This window comes from Micromonospora sp. CPCC 206171 (assembly GCF_036906755.1).
Taxonomy (GTDB): Bacteria; Actinomycetota; Actinomycetes; order Mycobacteriales; family Micromonosporaceae; genus Micromonospora; species Micromonospora purpureochromogenes.
This window is the reverse complement of record NZ_JBAKHT010000025.1, coordinates 13,585-30,837: the sequence shown is the minus strand read 5'-3', so window position 1 is coordinate 30,837 and position 17,253 is coordinate 13,585. Positions and strand designations below refer to the sequence as shown.

Below are 17,253 nucleotides of genomic sequence, written 5' to 3'. Positions count from 1 at the left end.
CGCCAGCGGCGGCGCCGGTGCGACCACGGCGCGCACTCGGATCGGGCGCGCGCCGGCATCTGGTGGGATCAGGTGAAGTTGGCGCCGCCGTCGACCAGCAGCGACTGGCCGTTGACGTAGGCGCCGTCGTCGGAGAAGAGGAACGCCACCATCGCGGCGAGGTCCTCCGGCTTCCCCAACCTCGGCGAACGGACCATCGCGAGCATCTGCTCACGGAACTCGACGGTCGTGGTTTCGAGCGCGGCGCCGGTGAGGATCACGCCGGGCGACACGAGGTTGGTACGAACGCCGTGCTTGCCGCCGAGGGTGGCGGTGTGCCGGGTGAGGCCGATCAGCCCGCTCTTGGCCGCCTGGTAGGCGACGCGCTCGGTCTCTCCCAGCCACACCGCGCTCGACATGGTGTTGACGATGGCACCCTGGCCTTGCCTGATCATGATCGGCAGGGCGTGCCGGAGACCGTACATGTAACCGGTGAGGGTGACGTCGATGGTGTGCTGCCAGACATCGAGCGGCACCGAGGTGACGTCGCTGTCGCGCCCGATGTTGTTCGGCGAGAGATCCGCGGCCACGTTGAACAGGCCGTGCAGACCGCCGAACCGCTCGACGGTGAAGTCGATGAGGCCTCGGTAGGACTGCTCGTCGGCGATGTCGAAGCCGCGGGCCACGGCCGTTCCGCCGGCCGCGGTGATCTCGTCGACCACCGTCTGGGCGGCGGCCTGCTTCAGATCCGCCGCGACGACCAGCATGCCCTCCTCGGCGAGCCGGATCGCGGTCGCGCCGCCGATGTTGCCCGGCGCCGCACCGGCGACGAGGGCGACCTTGCCTGTGAGTCCACGCATTGTCCTGTCCCTTCCCCATGCGAAGTTCAGTTCCGGTAGCGACGGCTACCGGTACCTGCGGTCGATCACTTGGTGCGCACCGGCTCCAGGGCCCTCGCTCCAGGCCACGACCTGGTCGAGGGTCGGGGTGACACCCTCGGGATGTCCTTGTTTCGCGAAGCAACCATAGCGCGAGTAATTGCTTCGTCAAGCAAGTATGGTTGGGGCATGTCCACCGTCACATCACAGCCGCCAGGCACGCCGCACGGCCCGAAACCTCTCAACCCGGACGAAGAGGCCGTCGTCCGGGCGCTGCCGCGGATCATTCACGCCCTACCCCGCGCCATCGACGCCGACCTCGTTCGTGAGCAGGGACTGCCCAGCATCGAGTACGAGGCCCTGATGCATCTCTCGGAGGCGCCCGACCGGCGACTGCGGATGAGTGAACTCGCCGCCGCCTGCGAGATGTCGCTCAGCGGCATGAGTCGCGTCGTGCAGCGGCTGGAACGGCAGGGGTACGTCCAGCGGGTCAGGTGCGCGCAGGACGCCCGCGGCTGGAACGCCGTCCTCACCGACGCCGGCTTCGCCCGCCTGACGCAGGCCTGGCCCACCAACCTGGCCGCCGTACGCCGGCACTTCCTCGACCACCTGGCGGGCCTCGACCTCAAGCAGCTCGCCGAGGCCCTGGGCAAGGTGGGCAGCTGAGCCGACGGTCGGCTGCGCGCTACCCACCGTGGTCGGCGCGGACACAGACCTGGCTATGAGCGATATACCCCTGAGTCATATTTATGCCTCTGGGGTATATCGCCCATCAGGCATACGCGCTCTCCAACCCGACACGCCTCCTGGCGCTCACCCGATCGCCAGCGTGGCGCGACCGCCGTCACCCAAAGGAGGTCGGAGGCGGGCCTCGGTAATCAGGACCGGCCCGCACGGACGCCGACGGCAACGCCTACTCCGAACCTCGGTGCCGTTCAGCGGGCGCCGACGATACGGAGCGCCATTTCGGCGTACTGGGTGGCGATGTAGTCGGGGCTCCAGCCGCCGTCGTCCCGGTACCACCGACCGAGGTCGACGCCGAGGGACAGCAGGGCCGCCCCCGCGATCCGCGGATCCGGGGTGTCGAAGGCGCCGGCGGCGACGCCCGCCTCCACGAGCTGGCGGAACGCCTGCTCGATCCGGTGGCGTACGGCACGGATCTCGGCGAGATGCTCGGGGCTCAGTGCGGCCAGCTCGTAGTTCACCACGCGGGTGCGGGTGTGGTCGCGGGCGTGCGAGACGACGAAGTCGTGGACCGCCCGCCGCAGCGCCGTGGCCGGGTCGTCGGACGACGCGATCGCCTCCTGCACGAGGCGCAGCACATGGTCGTGTCCTGATCGCGCGATCAGGTAGAGCAGCTCCTCCTTGGATTTGTGGTGCACGTAGAGCGCGGCCGGGCTCAGCCCGGCCGCAGCGGCGATGTCGCGTGTCGTCGTGCCGTGGAAGCCTCGCTCGGCGAACGCGTCGACGGCCGCCTCGAGCAGCCGGGCGCGGGTCGCGTCGGCGCGAGAGTGATCGGCGGTGTAGGTCAACCCGCGTCCATCCTTCCTTCTGCCTGGCCGGCATTGATACCACAACGCCCCGGTGGGCCGGCCGGATGTCGACCGCCGGGCCGGACCTGTTGACGGCGGCCGCTGCGGCGTCGCACACTTCATCGAGCCTAACGTAAGCAAGCGCTTAGTAACCCTGAAGGGGAGGCCCGTGTCCCAAGCTGCAGCGACGTCCACGAGATTCACCGGACGAACGGCGATCGTGACCGGTGCCAGCCGAGGCATCGGCCTGGCCATCGCCGAGCGACTGGTGGCCGAAGGCGCCAAGGTCGTCATCACCGCCCGCAGGCAGGAGGCGCTCGACCAGGCCGTCGCCCAGCTGGGCCCGGAGCACGCGATCGGCATCGCCGGCCACGCCGACGACGCCGACCACCAGGCCGAGGTCGTCACACGCGCGATCGACACCTTCGGCAGCGTCGATCTGCTGGTCAACAACACCGGCATCAACCCGACGTACGGCCCGATGGTCGAGCTGGACCTGGCCGCGGCCCGCAAGATCGTCGAGGTGAACTGCCTGGCCGCCCTGTCCTGGGTGCAGCAGGCCCATCGGCGCTGGATGAAGGAGCACGGCGGCGCCGTGGTCAACGTCTCCTCGGTCGCCGGCCTCCGGCCCGCGCCCGGCATCGGCTTCTACGGGGCCAGCAAGGCGATGCTCATCCACCTCACCCAGGAACTCGCCGTCGAGCTCGGCCCCGACATCCGGGTGAACGCGGTCGCCCCGGCCGTGGTGAAGACGAAGTTCGCCACCGCCCTGTATGAGGGTCGGGAGGAGCAGGTGGCCGCGGCGTACCCGCTCAAGCGACTCGGCGTCCCCGACGACATCGGGAGCGTCGTCGCGTTCCTGCTCTCCGCGGACGCCGCCTGGATGACCGGCCAGCTGCTGGTGGTCGACGGCGGCGTCACCCTGACGGGGGGTGTCTGATGCCGGTACGGGACTCAGGCGTCGTCGTCACCGGCGCCGGCCAGGGCATCGGCCGCGCGCTGGCCACCCGACTCGCCGCCGAGGGCGCCCGGGTCGTCGTCAACGACCTCGACGCCGAGGCGGCCGTCCGGGTGGCAGGGGAGATCGGTGGGTACCCGGCTCCCGGTGACGCCGCCACCGAGCAGGGGGTTGCCGCGCTGGTCGAGGCGGCCCGAGGCCACCTGGGCAGCATCGACGTCTGGGTCGGGAACGCCGGAATCGACCGGGGCACCGGGCTGCTGGCCAGCGAGGAGGACTGGGCGGCCAGCCACGAGGTGAACGTCCTGGCCCACGTACGGGCCGCGCGACTGCTGGTCCCCGGCTGGGTCGAGCGCGGCTCGGGTCGGTTCGTGGTGACCGCGTCGGCGGCCGGGCTGCTCACGATGATCGGGAGTCCGACGTATTCGGTCAGCAAGCACGCCTGCGTGGCGTTCGCCGAATGGCTGTCGTTGACCTACCGGCACCGTGGCGTCGTGGTGCAGGCGATCTGCCCGCAGGGGGTGCGGACCCGGATGCTCGACAACGCCCGGCCGTTGCAGGAGCTGCTCAGCCACGATGCGGCGCTCACCCCCGAGGACGTCGCCGAGGCGACCTGGCAGGCCCTCCACGACGACCGGTTCCTCGTCCTGCCGCATCCCCGGGTCGCCACCTACTACGCGCACCGCGCCACCGACACCGACCGCTGGCTCCACGGGATGAACAAGCTCCAGCGACGACTCGAGGACCAGGAGGAAGCCCGATGAAGGCATGGCGGGTCGCCGACCTCGGTGAGCCCCGCGACGTGCTGCGGCTCGTCGACGTCGCCGACCCGGAGCCGGGTCCCGGCCAGCTCGTGGTCCGGGTCCTGGCCGCTCCGGCCAACTTCCCGGACGTCCTGATGTGCCGTGGCGAGTACCAGGTCAAGCCGGAGCTTCCGTTCACCCCGGGGGTCGAGCTGTGTGGCGAGGTCGTCGCGCTCGGCGAAGGTGTCGGCGGGTTCGCTCTCGGCGACCGCGTGCTCGGCGGCGCGACCCTGCCGTACGGCGGGTTCGCGGAGTTCGCGCTGCTGGCTGCGGCGGCCACGTTCCCCGCGCCCGCGGAGCTCGACGACGCCGAGGCGGCCGCGCTCTACATCGGGTACCAGACCGGCTGGTTCGGCCTGCACCGGCGGGCCGGGCTGCGCGCGGGCGAGACGCTGCTGGTGCACGCCGCGGCCGGCGGTGTCGGCAGTGCCGCCGTCCAGTTGGGCAAGGCAGCCGGCGCCCGGGTGATCGGTGTCGTGGGCGGTCCGGAGAAGGCGGCGGTGGCCCGCGCGCTCGGCGCGGACGTGGTCGTGGACCGTCGGGAAGAGGACTTCGTCGCGGTGGTCAAGGCCGAGACCGGTGGTCGGGGCGCCGACGTCGTCTACGACCCGGTCGGCGGCGAGACCTATCAGCGTTCGACCAAGTGCGTCGCCTTCGAGGGGCGGATCCTCGTGGTCGGCTTCGCCGGCGGTCAGATCCAGTCCGCCGCGCTCAACCACGCCCTGGTGAAGAACTACTCGATCGTCGGCCTGCACTGGGGCCTGTACCACCGTTACGACCCGGCGGCCGTGGCCGACTGCCATCGGGCCCTCAGCGCGTTGGCCGCCCAGGGCGCGGTACGGCCCCTGGTCAGTCAACGCCTCGCGCTCGACGAGGTGGCCGACGGGGTGCAGGAGCTCGCCGACGGCGTCACCGTCGGCCGGGTGGTGTACGTCTCGTGAGCAGCGCGAACCAGGTGGACGCCGTGGTCTTCGACTACGGCGGCGTGCTCACCGGACCGGTCCGGGACTCGATCGCCGGCTGGCTGCACGCCGACGGCATCGACCCGGCGTCGTTCTCGCGCACGCTCAAGGCCTGGCTGTCCCGCGACGCCCCGGACGGCACCCCCGTCCACCGGCTGGAGACCGGGGCGCTGGACGTCGACGAGTTCGACGCGCTGCTCGCCGCCGAGCTCACCACGCTCGACGGGCGTGCGGTCGATCCGGTCGGCGTGCTGGCCCGGCTCTTCGCCGGGATGCGCCCCGACCCGGCGATGGTCGACCTGGCCCGGCAGTTGCGCGACGCCGGCGTGCGCGTCGGCCTGCTCTCCAACAGTTGGGGCAACACGTACCCGCGCGAGCTGATCGACGGGCTCTTCGATCCCGTCGTCATCTCCGGCGAGGTCGGCCTGCGCAAGCCGCTCGCCCCGATCTACGCGCTCACCCTGGAGCGGCTCGGGCTGCCGGCCGACCGGGTGCTCTTCGTCGACGACGCCGAACCGAACGTGCTCGGCGCCCGCGCGGTCGGCCTGCGGGCGCTGCTGCACACCGACGCCGACACCACGCGGGCCGCGATCGCCGAGCTGCTTCCCGCCTGCCGCGCCGGCCTCGCACGGCCGCGGCCCGGAACCGACCTGCCACATCCCGCCCGTACCGAGGAGTTGACCCCATGACCGTCACCCGCACCGCAGTCGTCACCGGAGCGGCCCGTGGCATCGGCGCCGCCGTCGCCAAGCGCCTTGCCCGGGACGGCTTCGCCGTCGCCGTCGTCGACCTGGACGAAGCGGCGGGCAAGCCGGTCGTCGAGGAGATCCAGGCCGGCGGCGGCCGAGCCCTGGCCGTCGGCGCCAACGTCGCCGACGAGCGGGCGGTGCAGGCCGCCGTGGACCGGATCGCCGAGGAACTGGGCGAGCCGACCGTGCTGGTCAACAACGCCGGCATCACCCGGGACAACCTGCTGTTCAAGATGACCGCCGACGACTGGGACGCGGTCCTGAACGTGCACCTGCGTGGCTCGTTCCTGATGAGCCGCGCCGTGCAGGGCTACATGACCAAGGCCGGCTGGGGGCGGATCGTCAACCTGTCCAGCACCTCGGCTCTGGGCAACCGGGGTCAGGCCAACTACGCGGCGGCCAAGGCCGGCCTGCAGGGCTTCACCAAGACGCTGGCCCTGGAACTCGGCAAGTTCGGCGTCACGGCGAACGCGATCGCCCCCGGCTTCATCGAGACCGAGATGACCGCCGCCACCGCGGCGCGGGTCGGGATGGCCTTCGATGACTTCAAGAAGGCCGCCGCGGCGCAGATCCCCGTCGCCCGTACCGGCACGCCGGCGGACATCGCGCACGCCGTGTCGTTCTTCGCCAGCGAGGGAGCCGGTTTCGTCTCCGGCCAGGTGCTGTACGTCGCCGGCGGGCCGAAGGCCTGACCGGGAAAGGAGAGATGATGAAGGTCTTCCACGGCATCGGGGAGCTGGAGCAGGCGGTCGGCACCCACCTCGGCTACTCCGACTGGCACACCGTCACCCAGCAGCAGATCGACGCCTTCGCCGAGGCGACCGGCGACCGCCAGTGGATCCACGTCGACCCCGCGAAGGCGGCGCACGGCCCGTTCGGCAGCACCATCGCGCACGGATACCTGACCTTGTCGCTGGTGCCGATGCTGGTCTGGCAGGTGTACAAGGTCGAGGGGCTCAGCATGGGCGTGAACTACGGCGCCAACAAGCTCCGCTTCCCCGCCCCGGTCCCGGTCGACTCCCAGGTGCGGGCCGGGGTGGAGCTGCTGTCGTTGGTGCCCGGCGGCGGTGGCTACCAGCTCACGGCGAAGGTGACCGTCGAGCTGGCCGGCGCCGGGAAGCCGGCGTGCGTGGTCGAGACCGTCAGCATCCTGGTGCCGTGACCGCCGCCGACCGCCCCGACCCGCCGGGCCTCGACCTGGCCCGGCTCGCCGACTGGTTCGCCGCCTCGGTTCCCGAGGCGGCCGGGGAGCTGAGCGGCCGGCTGATCGCCGGCGGCAAGTCCAACCTCACCTACGAGGTCGGTGACGGGCGGCGGACCTGGATCGTCCGGCGGCCGCCACTGGGGCACGTGCTGGCCACCGCGCACGACATGACCCGGGAACACCGGGTCATGTCGGCGCTCTGGCCGACCGACGTGCCGGTGCCGAGGACGTACGCGCTCTGTCCCGACGCCGACGTGCTGGGCGCCCCGTTCTACGTGATGGAGCGGGTCGACGGTACGGCGTACCGGTACGCGGCCGAGCTCGAGCGGCTCGGCGCGGAACGTACCCGGGTCATCTCGGCCCGGCTGGTCGACACCCTGGCCGCCCTGCACGCGGTCGACCCGGTGGCCGTGGGGCTGGTCGACTTCGGCCGGCCGGACGGCTTCCTCGCTCGGCAGGTGGGTCGCTGGAAGAAGCAGCTCGACGCGTCGTACTGCCGGGACCTGCCGGCCGCCGACGAGCTGTACGCCCGCCTGGCGTCCGGCGTGCCGAGCGAGTCGACGCCGGGCATCGTGCACGGCGACTACCGCCTCGACAACGTCCTCACCGACGACCGCGACCACCTCGCGGCCGTCATCGACTGGGAGATGGCCACCCTCGGCGACCCGCTCACCGATCTGGCGCTGCTGGTGCTCTACCAGCGCCTCGGGCGGCTCGTCGGGGTGGCGGTCGCCGACGCCTCGTCCGCGCCCGGCTTCCTGACCGAGGACGAGATCCTCGACCGCTACGCGGCGAGCAGCCCCCGCCCCCTGCCGCCACTCGGCTTCCACCTCGGGCTGGCAGCCTTCAAGCTGGCCGCGATCCTCGAGGGCATCCACTACCGGCACCTGCGCGGCCAGACCGTCGGCTCCGGCTTCGAGCGCCTCGGCGAGGTCACCGAGCTGCTGCTCGACGCGGGCCTGACCTACCTCAAGGAGCACTGATGGACTTCGCCCTGGACCCGAGGACCGAGGGGCTGCGGGACAACCTGCTGGACTTCATGGACAGCCATGTCTACCCGGCCGAGCACGCCTTCCACGAGCAGCTCGGGCAGCTCGGCAACCGCTGGGCCTGGGACGCGGTGCCGATGCTGGCGGAGCTGCGTGCCGCAGCCCGGAAGCGTGGGCTGTGGAACCTCTTCCTGCCGGGTACGCACGGAGCCGGCCTGACCAACCTGCAGTACGCCCCGCTGGCGGAGATCACCGGACGCAGCCACCTGGCGCCCGCCGCCCTGAACTGCGCCGCCCCGGACACCGGCAACATGGAGGTGCTGGCGATGTTCGGCACCGAGCAGCAGCGCAAGCAGTGGCTGGAGCCGCTGCTGGACGGTCGGATCCGGTCGTCGTTCGCGATGACCGAGCCGGACGTGGCGTCCTCGGATGCCACGAACATCTCGACCCGGATCGAGCGGGCCGGCGACCAGTACGTGATCAACGGCCGCAAGTGGTGGATCACCGGCGCGATGAACCCGAACGCCCGGATCCTCATCGTCATGGGCAAGACCGACCCGGACGCCGAGCGGCACCGCCAGCAGTCGATGGTGCTGGTCCCACGGGACACCCCGGGTCTGGTGATCAAGCGGGGCATGGAGGTGTTCGGGTACGACGACCACGACCACGGCGGCCACGCCGAGCTGGAGTTCCACGACGTACGCGTGCCGGTGGAGAACCTGATCGGCGGCGAAGGCGACGGCTTCGCGATCGCCCAGGCCCGGCTCGGCCCCGGCCGCATCCACCACTGCATGCGCTCCATCGGCGTCGCCGAGCAGGCCGTCGAGCTGATGTGCGCCCGCGCCGAGCAGCGGACCGCGTTCGGCAGGCCGCTGGCCGAGCAGGGGGTGATCCGCGACTGGATCGCCGAGTCCCGGGTGCGGATCGAGCAGCTGCGACTGCTGGTCCTCAAGACCGCCTGGCTGATGGACACCGTCGGCAACAGGGGCGCGCACACCGAGATCCAGGCCATCAAGATCGCCACCCCCGAGACCGTCCTGTGGATCCTCGACAAGGCGATCCAGGTGCACGGCGCCGCCGGCCTCTCCCAGGACTTCCCGCTGGCCGGCGCCTACGCCCGCATCCGCACCCTGCGCTTCGCCGACGGACCCGACGAGGTGCACAAGAACGCCCTGGCCCGTCACGAACTGCGGCGCCAGGCGGCGAGGCAGGTCAAGCCCGCCTGACCCACCGGAATCCCTGCCGGCTCGGCGGCTGGTCCGCCGCGGCCCGGCTGTGACCTGCGTTACCTGTCCGGCGATGGGGAATCAGATCACCGGATCCGGATTTGGATCCAGGTGTGACTACTGCCCCGCACCCGGCCCGGTTCCGTGACGGCCGATCGGAGACGACCCGATGACCGTCGACGCCCCGGAGGGGCGGGCGGTCCCGCTGACCCCCGGCGACCTGATGACCCCCCGACAACGCCTGCGGCTCGTCCTGGTGCTCGGGTCGCTGATCGCGGTGGGTCCGCTGACCATCGACATGTACCTGCCCGCGCTGCCGGCGATCGTCGCCGATTTCCGGACGACGCCGGCGGCGGTCCAACTGACCCTCACCGGCACGCTGGCCGGCCTCGCCCTCGGCCAGTTGCTGATCGGCCCGCTGTCCGACGCCGTCGGCCGGCGCGCGCCGCTGATCGCCGGCATCGCGCTGCACGTCGTGGCGTCGCTGCTCTGCGTCGTCGCACCGAACGTCATGGTTCTCGGCGGCCTGCGGGTGATGCAGGGCCTCGGCGTGGCGGCGGCCACGGTCGTCGCGATGGCCGTGGTCCGCGACCTGTTCGACGGCGCGGCCTTCGCCAAGCTGCTCTCCCGGCTGCTGCTGGTCATGGGGGCGGCGCCGATCCTCGCGCCGACCCTCGGTGGCGGGTTGCTGCGCTGGACCGACTGGCGTGGCGTGTTCGTGGCCCTGGCCGCCTTCGGTGTGCTGCTGGTCGTGGTCGCCGCGCTCGGCCTCCGCGAGACGCTGCCGGCCGAGCGGCGCCGGCGCGGCGGGGTGGTCGCGACGATGGTCGTGTACGGCGCGCTGCTGCGGGACCGGACGTTCGTGGGCCTGGTGCTGGTCGCCGGGCTGGCCATGGCGGCGTTGTTCGCCTACGTCGCCGGCTCCTCGTTCGTCCTGCAACAGCAGTACGGGCTGGACGAGCAGCAGTTCGGGTTGGCCTTCGGCGCGGGCGCGGTCGGACTGATCGCGGCGACCCAGTACAACGTACGGCTGCTGCGCCGCCACTCGCCCCAGCGGATCCTCGTCGTCGCCCTCGGCGTGGGGACCGTCGCCGGACTGGCGCTGCTCGCCTTCGCCGCCACCGGCCTCGGCGGGCTGCCGAGCCTGCTGGTGTCGTTGTGGGTGGTGCTCGCGGCGGCCGGCCTGGCGATGCCGAACGCGCCGGCCCTGGCCCTGTCCCGGCACGGGGAAGCCGCCGGTACGGCGTCCGCCCTGCTCGGCGCCGTGCAGTTCGGCGTCGGCGCGCTGGCCGCGCCCCTGGTGGGCGTGCTGGGCACCGGCGCGGTGGCGATGGCCCTCGTCGTCGCCGGTGGCATGGTGGCGGCGATGGCGGTGCTGCTCCTCGTCGTGCGGCCGGCCCGGCTCGCCGGCCTGGCGCCCGAAGCCGTGGTCGTGGCAGCGCACTGACGCCCGGTGAGCCGGCGCCGACGACCCGGTTCGTCCGGGCCGAGGTGCCCGGAAGCGTTGCCGGCCTCACACCCGGTTCCGCGGGCAGCCGTGCTTCGATGGTGGGGTGGAGTTCACCGTGAATGACGCGCCGGAGCGGGAGCGGTTCGAGGCGCGGGACGAGTCGGGTGCGCTGGCCGGGCTGGTCACCTACCAGTTGACCGGCAACATCATCGCCTACACGCACACCGAGGTCGATCCGCAGTTCGAAGGCCGGGGCCTCGGCTCGACCCTCGCTCGCGCGGTGATGGACGACGCGCGGGCCAGGGGCCGGACGGTGGTGCCGATCTGCCCGTTCCTCGACAAGTGGCTGGGCAAGCACCCCGAGTACGACGACATCGTGGTGCGATCGACGCGTAAGGTCCGATAGCCCGCGCCCGGCAGGGCTGCGCGCCGGCGAACAGGTCCTCGGTGCGGCAGTCCGTCCGGTGACTGGGTCACCCGACAGAACCGGTGGGCCGTACGCGCGGTGCCGGCGGGAAGCGCCATGATGAGCTGGTGAAGATCCTGTCCATCCAGTCCTCGGTCGCCTACGGTCACGTCGGCAACTCCGCGGCCGCCTTTCCCCTGCAGCGCCTCGGGCACGAGGTGTGGCCGGTGGTGACGGTCCACTTCTCCAACCACACCGGGTACGGCGCGTGGCGCGGGCCGCTGCTGGCGCCGGCCGACGTGGCCGAGGTGATCGCGGGCATCGGCGACCGCGGGGTCCTCGGCAGCGCCGACGCGGTGCTGTCGGGCTACCAGGGCGACCCGGCCATGGGTGCGGTGATCCTCGACGCGGTCGACAAGGTCAAGGCCGCCAACCCGGACGCGGTCTACTGCTGCGATCCGGTGATGGGCGACGCCGGCCGCGGGATGTTCGTCCGGCCGGGCATTCCGGAGTATCTGCGGGACACCGTCGTCCCGCGCGCGGACATCATCACCCCGAACCACTTCGAGCTGGACTTCCTCGCCGGCCGTGCCACCAACTCCCCGGCGGAGCTGCTGGACGCGGTCGACGTGGTACGCGAGACGGGGCCACGGCACGTCCTGGTCACCAGCGTGCTCCACGGCGACGTGCCGGTGGGGTCGCTGGAGGTGGTGGCCGTCTCCGACGAGGGCGCCTGGGCGGTGACCACCCCGCTGCTGCCGATCAGCCCCAACGGCGGCGGCGACGTCACCGCGGCGCTGTACCTCGCGCACCTGTGGACGACGGGTTCGCCCGCCACGGCGCTGGAACGCACCATCGCCTCCGTCTTCGCCGTACTGGAGGCGACCCTCGCGGCGGGCACCCGGGAGATCCAGTTGATCGCGGCCCAGGACGCGATCGCCGCGCCACCCGCCAGGTTCGCCGCCCGGCGGCTGCGCTGAGGGACGCCCCTCGGGGCGCTCACCGCGCAGGGGGGCCGGATCCGGGTCAGGCGGGGGGCCCGAGTAGGTGATCCAGCGGCCGGGGTACCTGGTTCGGGTCGAGGGCGTCGACGAGCGCGCGGGCGTACCGGGCCTTGCGACCGCTGGTCGTACCCATGAAGCGGCGCAGTTGCCGCTCGATCGCGCGCCCGCGCTGCGCGGGCTGGTTCTGGAAGACCCGGAAGCGGGCCAGATCCTGTTCGGCCGCCAGGACCCGCTCGACCCCGGCCGTGCCCAGCGCGCGAATCAACTCGTCCTCCAGGTCGGCGACGCACACGTAGAAGCCCAACGCCTCCATCCCGGACCGGGTCAGGTCGCTACCGAGGCCGGCCTGCTCCAACCCGCGCCGGAAGTAGCCCTCTTCGGCCTCGTCGCAGAGCCCCCGGATGGTCACGGCCAGCCCCTGCCCGCCGAAGAGCCGCAGGAACCGACCGACGCTCATCGCGCCGCCGATCGGCAGGACGCAGACGCCCTCGCCGGCCAGATCCCGGTTGCGTCGAACGGCCAGCGCCTCCACCGCGCTCCGGTCGCTCACCCCTTCGACGAGGACAACCGTCGCCAGGCCGTCCTGGGCCAGTTCGCGGGCCGCCGCGGCGGCCGCCGCGGCGTCGGTGCCGCCGGCCGCCCACGTGCCGACGGCGGCGCGGAAACGCTCCGGCTCTCGCACAGCTCAGAGTCTCGCAACGGCCGGTCCCGGACCGCCACCGGAAATTGTGGTCGGGCAGCCGCGTGTCGAGGTGACGCAGAGCCCTTCCGACCCCACCGTCTTAGCTGACCGTTAAGTAACCCTCCACCCGGTTCATTCGGCGGGGCGGCACTGGGCAGACTGGGGCGATGCCCGCCACCGATCCGCCCGCTCACCGCCGTCGTACCCGCGCCCTCGTCGCCGTCGTCGCCGCGCTCGCCCTGGCGTTCGCGGTCGGCGCCTGGTCGGTGCGCGAGCGGGTCGTCGACGACGAACGCGGGGCCGTGGCGGCCCGCGGCCCGGCAGCCGACGGTGGTCCGGCGCCCGCCGCTCCCCACTGCGCCGGCCGGGCGGCGCTGGCGCCGCGCGAGTTGCGCGGCATGTGGATCACGACGGTGAACAACATCGACTGGCCGAGCCGGCGCGGGTTGCCGGCCGAGACGGCGCGGGCGGAGTTCCGGGGCTGGCTCGACCTGGCCGTGCGGCGCAACCACAACGCCGTCTTCGTGCACGTGCGGCCCAGCGGGGACGCCCTCTGGCCGTCGAAGTACGCGCCCTGGTCGGAGTGGCTGACCGGACGCCGCGACGGCCGCGACCCGGGCTGGGACCCGATGGAGTTCATGGTCAGCGAGGCGCACGCGCGCAACCTGGAGTTCCACGCCTGGTTCAACCCGTACCGGGGCGGGCAGCCGGCCACCGTCGGGGGACCCGGCCCCCGGCTGGACCAGCTGGCGCCGACGCACCCGTTGCGGCAGCACCCCGACTGGGTGGTGACCTATCCCAGCGCCGACCGGCCCGGCAGTCGCCTCTACTTCAACCCGGGCATCCCCGAGGCGCGCACGTTCGTCGAGGACTCGATGCTGGAGGCGGTCCAGCGCTACGACGTCGACGGCGTGCACTTCGACGACTTCTTCTACCCGTACCCCGAGGCCGGGCAGGACTTCCCGGACGACGCGGCGTTCGCCCGGTACGGCCGGCGGTTCGCGGACAAGCACGCCTGGCGCAGGGACAACGTGAACACGCTGGTCCGCGAGATGAGCGAGCGGATCAAGGCGATCAAGCCGTGGGTCAAGTTCGGCATCAGCCCGTTCGGCATCTGGCGCAACAAGCGCACGGACCCGGCCGGCTCGCCGACCGCCGGACTGCAGAGCTACGACGACATCTACGCCGACACCCGGCTCTGGGTGCGGGAGCAGTGGCTCGACTACGTGGTGCCACAGCTCTACTGGCACATCGGGTTCGACAAGGCCGACTACGCCAAGCTGCTGCCGTGGTGGGCGGCCACGGTGCAGGGCACCCGCGTGCAGCTCTACATCGGCCAGGCCGACTACCGGGTGGGCGAGCGCGGCGCGTGGCGCGACCCGGCCGAGCTGGACCGCCAGCTCGCCCTCAACCGCCGGCACGGGGTGAGCGGCAGCGTGCATTTCAGCGCCCGCCAGGTGCGCGCCGACAAGCTCGGCGCGGTCAGCCGGTACAGCACAGCGCACTACGCCGGCCCGGCGCTGGTGCCCGCGATGGCGCAGCTACCGGCGGCGCCGCCCGCCGTACCCGCGATCACCGGCGTGCGGCGCGACGCCGGCGAGGTGGCGCTGACCTGGCGCGCAGACGGTGCCGCGAGCGTCGCCGTCTACCGGGTGGAGGGCGACGCGGCCCGGCTCGTCGGCACCGCCCGGGGGACCGGCTGGGTCGACCGCACCGCCCCCGCCGACCGCCCGCTCTCCTACTGCGTGTCCGGCCTGGATCGCAGCGGGAACGAGGGCCGACTCAGCGCGCCGATCTCCGTCGAGGTGCGGTAGGACCGGTGACCGATTCGTCGGGATGAGCCACCCCCCGAGATCAGCAGGATGACAGTGGCGCCGCGGTGGGCGACCGGCTGCTCCGGGACGGTAGTCTCGCCGCCGTACCCGAGGTCGACGCCCGACGGGGGTGCTGCTGGGGGGCTGCTCCGGGCCCGGGGAGGACTAGGCTTCTGGCCGTGATTGGCGTGCAGGGTGGCGGGAGCGACGAGCGGTTGCGCCGGATCGAGGCGATCACCGACGCCGCGCTGTCCAAGCTTGACGTCGACGACCTTCTCGACGAACTCCTCGACCGGGTCCGAGAGGTGTTGGGGGTCGACACCGCCGCCATCCTGCTGCTGGACGTGCACGCCCGGCAGTTCGTGGCCACCGCGGCGAGAGGGTTGGCGGACGAGGTCCGGCCGGGCTCCCGAAGCTCCGTGGGCCGCGGGCTCGCCGGCCGGATCGCCCGGGAGAAGCAGCCTGTCGTGCTGGACGAGGTCACGGCCGCGGACGACCCGATGCTGTTCGACAGCGGGGTCAGCTCGCTGTTGGGTGTGCCGATGCTCGCCGGCGGCGACGTGATCGGCGTACTGCACGTCGGTTGCCTCCAGCCGCACCGATTCACCGACGACGACGTGCAGGTGCTCCAACTCGCCGCCGATCGGGCGAGCCTGGCCAGCCGGAGCCGGGCCAGCAGCATCGACCGCACCGCCGCCCTCGCCCTGCAACGCAGCCTGCTGCCCACCCACCTGCCCGATGCGCCCGGCGTGGACATGGCCGCCCGCTATGTGCCCGGCCACGACGCCGGCGTGGGCGGCGACTGGTACGACGTGTTCACCCTCCCGTCCGGCTGGCTAGGCGTCGTCATCGGCGACGTGTCGGGTCACGGGCTGCGCTCGGCGGTCGTGATGGGGCGCCTGCGCAGCGCGCTGCGCGCGTACGCCTTGATCTGCGACGATCCGGCGAGCGCGCTGACGCTGCTGGACCGCAAGATCCACCACTTCGAGGCCGGGAACCTCGCCACGGTCCTGTACGCGATGATCTCCCCGGACCGCACCACCATCCGGATGTCCCTCGCCGGGCACCTGCAACCCGTGCTGGCCACACCGGGACGGCCCGCCGAGACGCTGAACCTTCCAGTCGATCTTCCATTGGGTGTGCGCCCGGACCGACCGGCCCGCCGACACGCCGAGGTCACGTTCCCCGCCGAGGCGGTGCTGGTCTGCTACACCGACGGGCTCGTCGAACGCCGCGGCGAAGTCATCGACACCGGCATCGAGCGGCTCTGCGCGGCCGTCGAACCCGGTGCCGCCGAAGCGGTCTGCGCCCGCATCATGAGCACCCTCGCCGGCGAACAGCCGACCGACGACATCGCCCTGCTCGCCATCCAGGCGACCGGCAGGTCACGCGTGAGCCCGGGCGCCGACCGGCAGGGCGCGGCCGCCGCCGGCGCGACCCGTCCGCTCCGGCAGCGGCGACAGCCGGGGCCGGGTCGGGCCTGACCGGCCGTTACATCGCCCCGCCCGTACACTTCACCTGACCGGTGCCGACCAGGTATCCGGACTGACGCTGCGGTGGCCCGACGAGGCGACTGGACCACGCACTGGGAGGCTGCCGCATGAGCATCTCGGTCGCCACCAGGACCGACAGTTTCGTCCACCCCGCCCTCTTCTACGGCGACCGCGAGGAGTACCTGGCCGGCACGGTGCCGTTCATCCACGCCGGCCTCGCCGCCGACGAACCGGTCATGGTGGCGGTACCGGGGGACAACCTCCACCAGATCCGTACCGCGCTCGGCGTCGACGCGGGCCGGGTGCGGTTGCACGACATGAGCGAGGCCGGGCGCAACCCGGGGCGGATCATCCCCGGCGTCCTGCTCGCCTTCGCCGCCGCGCATCCGGGCAAGCGGGTACGCATCATCGGCGAACCGATCTGGGCCGGCCGCACCGCGGTCGAATACCCCGCCTGCGCCCAGCACGAGGCCCTGATCAACGCGGCGTTCGCCGGCCGGCCGGCCACCATCCTCTGTCCCTACGACACCAGTCGTCTGGACCGGAGCTGGCTCGACGACGCCTGCCGCACCCACCCCGTCCTGCAGAAGGACGGCGCGGAGTGGGTGAGCCCGCACTACGCGGACCCGGTCGCGGTGGCGGCAGGGTTCAACCTGCCGCTGCCGGATCCGCCTGCCCGGGCGGCCACCATCGCGATCGACGTGCACGCGCTCCCGGCCATCCGCCGGTTCGTGACCGCGCACGCCGTCGCCGCCGGGCTGCACCCGGACCGGGTCTCCGACCTGACCCTGGCGGTCAACGAGCTGGCGGGGAACACGGTCAGACACACCACCGGGGGCGGTACTCTCGCGGTCTGGACCGACAGCACGCGGCTGATATGCCAGCTCAGCGACACCGGGCACATCACGAATCCGCTCGCCGGCCGCCTTCCCGTGCCGCCCCAGCAGCCGGGCAGCCGGGGGCTCGTCCTGGTCAACCAACTCTGCGACCTCGTACGCGTCCACACCAGGCCCGGTGCCACCACGATCCGCCTGCACATGCACCGCTGAGCCGGATGACCGCATCCGGGCGCAGCTCGCCTCCGGCAGCCACCTCGTCACCTTTGTCCCAGCTTCCGCCCCGGG

The 17,253-nt window shown here is 72.4% G+C and carries 18 protein-coding genes; 15 read left to right on the top strand and 3 right to left on the bottom strand.

Features of this window, described 5'->3' with window-relative positions:
• Positions 1-68: 68 nt before the first annotated feature.
• Complete coding sequence (locus tag V6U89_RS24135; protein ID WP_334573727.1) at positions 69-839, bottom strand: SDR family NAD(P)-dependent oxidoreductase; 771 nt, start codon at positions 837-839, stop codon at positions 69-71.
• Between the two features lie 207 nt (positions 840-1,046).
• Between V6U89_RS24135 and V6U89_RS24130 the strand changes: the two genes are divergently transcribed.
• Positions 1,047-1,523 (top strand): MarR family winged helix-turn-helix transcriptional regulator, encoded by a 477-nt coding sequence (locus tag V6U89_RS24130; protein ID WP_334573725.1) that lies wholly within the window; start codon positions 1,047-1,049, stop codon positions 1,521-1,523.
• A 269-nt stretch (positions 1,524-1,792) separates the two neighbouring features.
• Here V6U89_RS24130 and V6U89_RS24125 read toward each other — a convergent pair whose 3' ends face one another.
• Positions 1,793-2,389 (bottom strand): TetR family transcriptional regulator, encoded by a 597-nt coding sequence (locus tag V6U89_RS24125; RefSeq protein ID WP_334573723.1) that lies wholly within the window; start codon positions 2,387-2,389, stop codon positions 1,793-1,795.
• 169 nt (positions 2,390-2,558) lie between these two features.
• Between V6U89_RS24125 and V6U89_RS24120 the strand changes: the two genes are divergently transcribed.
• The 11 genes from V6U89_RS24120 (at position 2,559) to pdxY (ending at position 12,116) form a co-directional block, all read left to right on the top strand.
• A complete protein-coding gene (locus V6U89_RS24120) occupies positions 2,559-3,329 on the top strand; it encodes an SDR family oxidoreductase (protein ID WP_334573721.1) in 771 nt (256 codons plus the stop codon).
• The gene (locus tag V6U89_RS24115) at positions 3,329-4,111 is read left to right on the top strand and encodes an SDR family oxidoreductase (RefSeq protein WP_334573718.1); all 783 of its coding nucleotides are present in this window, start codon (positions 3,329-3,331) and stop codon (positions 4,109-4,111) included. The genes V6U89_RS24120 and V6U89_RS24115 overlap by 1 nt, the downstream gene beginning before the upstream one ends.
• Positions 4,108-5,091 carry an NADPH:quinone oxidoreductase family protein gene (locus V6U89_RS24110; protein ID WP_334573716.1) on the top strand — a complete coding sequence of 328 codons (984 nt, stop codon included), beginning with the start codon at positions 4,108-4,110 and terminating at the stop codon, positions 5,089-5,091. Before V6U89_RS24115 ends, V6U89_RS24110 begins: the two co-directional genes overlap by 4 nt.
• Entirely contained in the window at positions 5,088-5,801 is a 714-nt protein-coding gene (locus tag V6U89_RS24105; RefSeq protein ID WP_334573714.1) for an HAD family hydrolase, read from the top strand. The genes V6U89_RS24110 and V6U89_RS24105 overlap by 4 nt, the downstream gene beginning before the upstream one ends.
• The gene (gene fabG / locus V6U89_RS24100; protein ID WP_334573712.1) at positions 5,798-6,553 is read left to right on the top strand and encodes a 3-oxoacyl-ACP reductase FabG; all 756 of its coding nucleotides are present in this window, start codon (positions 5,798-5,800) and stop codon (positions 6,551-6,553) included. The genes V6U89_RS24105 and fabG overlap by 4 nt, the downstream gene beginning before the upstream one ends.
• A 17-nt stretch (positions 6,554-6,570) precedes the next feature.
• Positions 6,571-7,023 (top strand): MaoC family dehydratase, encoded by a 453-nt coding sequence (locus tag V6U89_RS24095; RefSeq protein WP_334573710.1) that lies wholly within the window; start codon positions 6,571-6,573, stop codon positions 7,021-7,023.
• A complete protein-coding gene (locus tag V6U89_RS24090) occupies positions 7,020-8,048 on the top strand; it encodes a phosphotransferase family protein (RefSeq protein ID WP_334573708.1) in 1,029 nt (342 codons plus the stop codon). Before V6U89_RS24095 ends, V6U89_RS24090 begins: the two co-directional genes overlap by 4 nt.
• On the top strand, positions 8,048-9,280 hold the full coding sequence (locus V6U89_RS24085; RefSeq protein WP_334573706.1) for an acyl-CoA dehydrogenase family protein: 1,233 nt from the start codon (positions 8,048-8,050) through the stop codon (positions 9,278-9,280). Before V6U89_RS24090 ends, V6U89_RS24085 begins: the two co-directional genes overlap by 1 nt.
• A gap of 223 nt (positions 9,281-9,503) precedes the next feature.
• Entirely contained in the window at positions 9,504-10,727 is a 1,224-nt protein-coding gene (locus tag V6U89_RS24080; protein WP_442933977.1) for a multidrug effflux MFS transporter, read from the top strand.
• A gap of 106 nt (positions 10,728-10,833) precedes the next feature.
• Positions 10,834-11,136 (top strand): GNAT family N-acetyltransferase, encoded by a 303-nt coding sequence (locus V6U89_RS24075; protein WP_334573701.1) that lies wholly within the window; start codon positions 10,834-10,836, stop codon positions 11,134-11,136.
• 128 nt (positions 11,137-11,264) lie between these two features.
• Positions 11,265-12,116: a pyridoxal kinase PdxY gene (gene pdxY, locus V6U89_RS24070; protein ID WP_334573699.1), complete on the top strand. Its 852-nt coding sequence runs from the start codon at positions 11,265-11,267 to the stop codon at positions 12,114-12,116.
• Positions 12,117-12,162: 46 nt separating this feature from the next.
• Here the strand turns inward: pdxY and V6U89_RS24065 are convergent, their stop codons facing one another.
• Positions 12,163-12,822: a TOPRIM nucleotidyl transferase/hydrolase domain-containing protein gene (locus V6U89_RS24065; RefSeq protein WP_334573698.1), complete on the bottom strand. Its 660-nt coding sequence runs from the start codon at positions 12,820-12,822 to the stop codon at positions 12,163-12,165.
• Positions 12,823-12,989: 167 nt separating this feature from the next.
• Here V6U89_RS24065 and V6U89_RS24060 point away from each other — a divergent pair, with 167 nt between their 5' ends.
• The 3 genes from V6U89_RS24060 (at position 12,990) to V6U89_RS24050 (ending at position 17,178) form a co-directional block, all read left to right on the top strand.
• Positions 12,990-14,636 (top strand): glycoside hydrolase family 10 protein, encoded by a 1,647-nt coding sequence (locus V6U89_RS24060; protein ID WP_334573696.1) that lies wholly within the window; start codon positions 12,990-12,992, stop codon positions 14,634-14,636.
• Positions 14,637-14,815: 179 nt separating this feature from the next.
• Positions 14,816-16,120 carry a PP2C family protein-serine/threonine phosphatase gene (locus V6U89_RS24055; protein WP_334573694.1) on the top strand — a complete coding sequence of 435 codons (1,305 nt, stop codon included), beginning with the start codon at positions 14,816-14,818 and terminating at the stop codon, positions 16,118-16,120.
• A 116-nt stretch (positions 16,121-16,236) separates the two neighbouring features.
• Positions 16,237-17,178 carry a sensor histidine kinase gene (locus tag V6U89_RS24050; RefSeq protein WP_334573692.1) on the top strand — a complete coding sequence of 314 codons (942 nt, stop codon included), beginning with the start codon at positions 16,237-16,239 and terminating at the stop codon, positions 17,176-17,178.
• The last annotated feature ends 75 nt before the right edge of the window (positions 17,179-17,253 follow it).

Coding starts and splice junctions, on each gene's coding strand:
- V6U89_RS24135 (WP_334573727.1), bottom strand. CDS start 839: ATGCGTGGACTCACAGGCAAGGTCGCCCTCGTCGCCGGTGCGGCGCCG.
- V6U89_RS24130 (WP_334573725.1), top strand. CDS start 1,047: ATGTCCACCGTCACATCACAGCCGCCAGGCACGCCGCACGGCCCGAAA.
- V6U89_RS24115 (WP_334573718.1), top strand. CDS start 3,329: ATGCCGGTACGGGACTCAGGCGTCGTCGTCACCGGCGCCGGCCAGGGC.
- V6U89_RS24110 (WP_334573716.1), top strand. CDS start 4,108: ATGAAGGCATGGCGGGTCGCCGACCTCGGTGAGCCCCGCGACGTGCTG.
- fabG (WP_334573712.1), top strand. CDS start 5,798: ATGACCGTCACCCGCACCGCAGTCGTCACCGGAGCGGCCCGTGGCATC.
- V6U89_RS24095 (WP_334573710.1), top strand. CDS start 6,571: ATGAAGGTCTTCCACGGCATCGGGGAGCTGGAGCAGGCGGTCGGCACC.
- V6U89_RS24085 (WP_334573706.1), top strand. CDS start 8,048: ATGGACTTCGCCCTGGACCCGAGGACCGAGGGGCTGCGGGACAACCTG.
- V6U89_RS24080 (WP_442933977.1), top strand. CDS start 9,504: ATGACCCCCCGACAACGCCTGCGGCTCGTCCTGGTGCTCGGGTCGCTG.
- V6U89_RS24060 (WP_334573696.1), top strand. CDS start 12,990: ATGCCCGCCACCGATCCGCCCGCTCACCGCCGTCGTACCCGCGCCCTC.
- V6U89_RS24050 (WP_334573692.1), top strand. CDS start 16,237: ATGAGCATCTCGGTCGCCACCAGGACCGACAGTTTCGTCCACCCCGCC.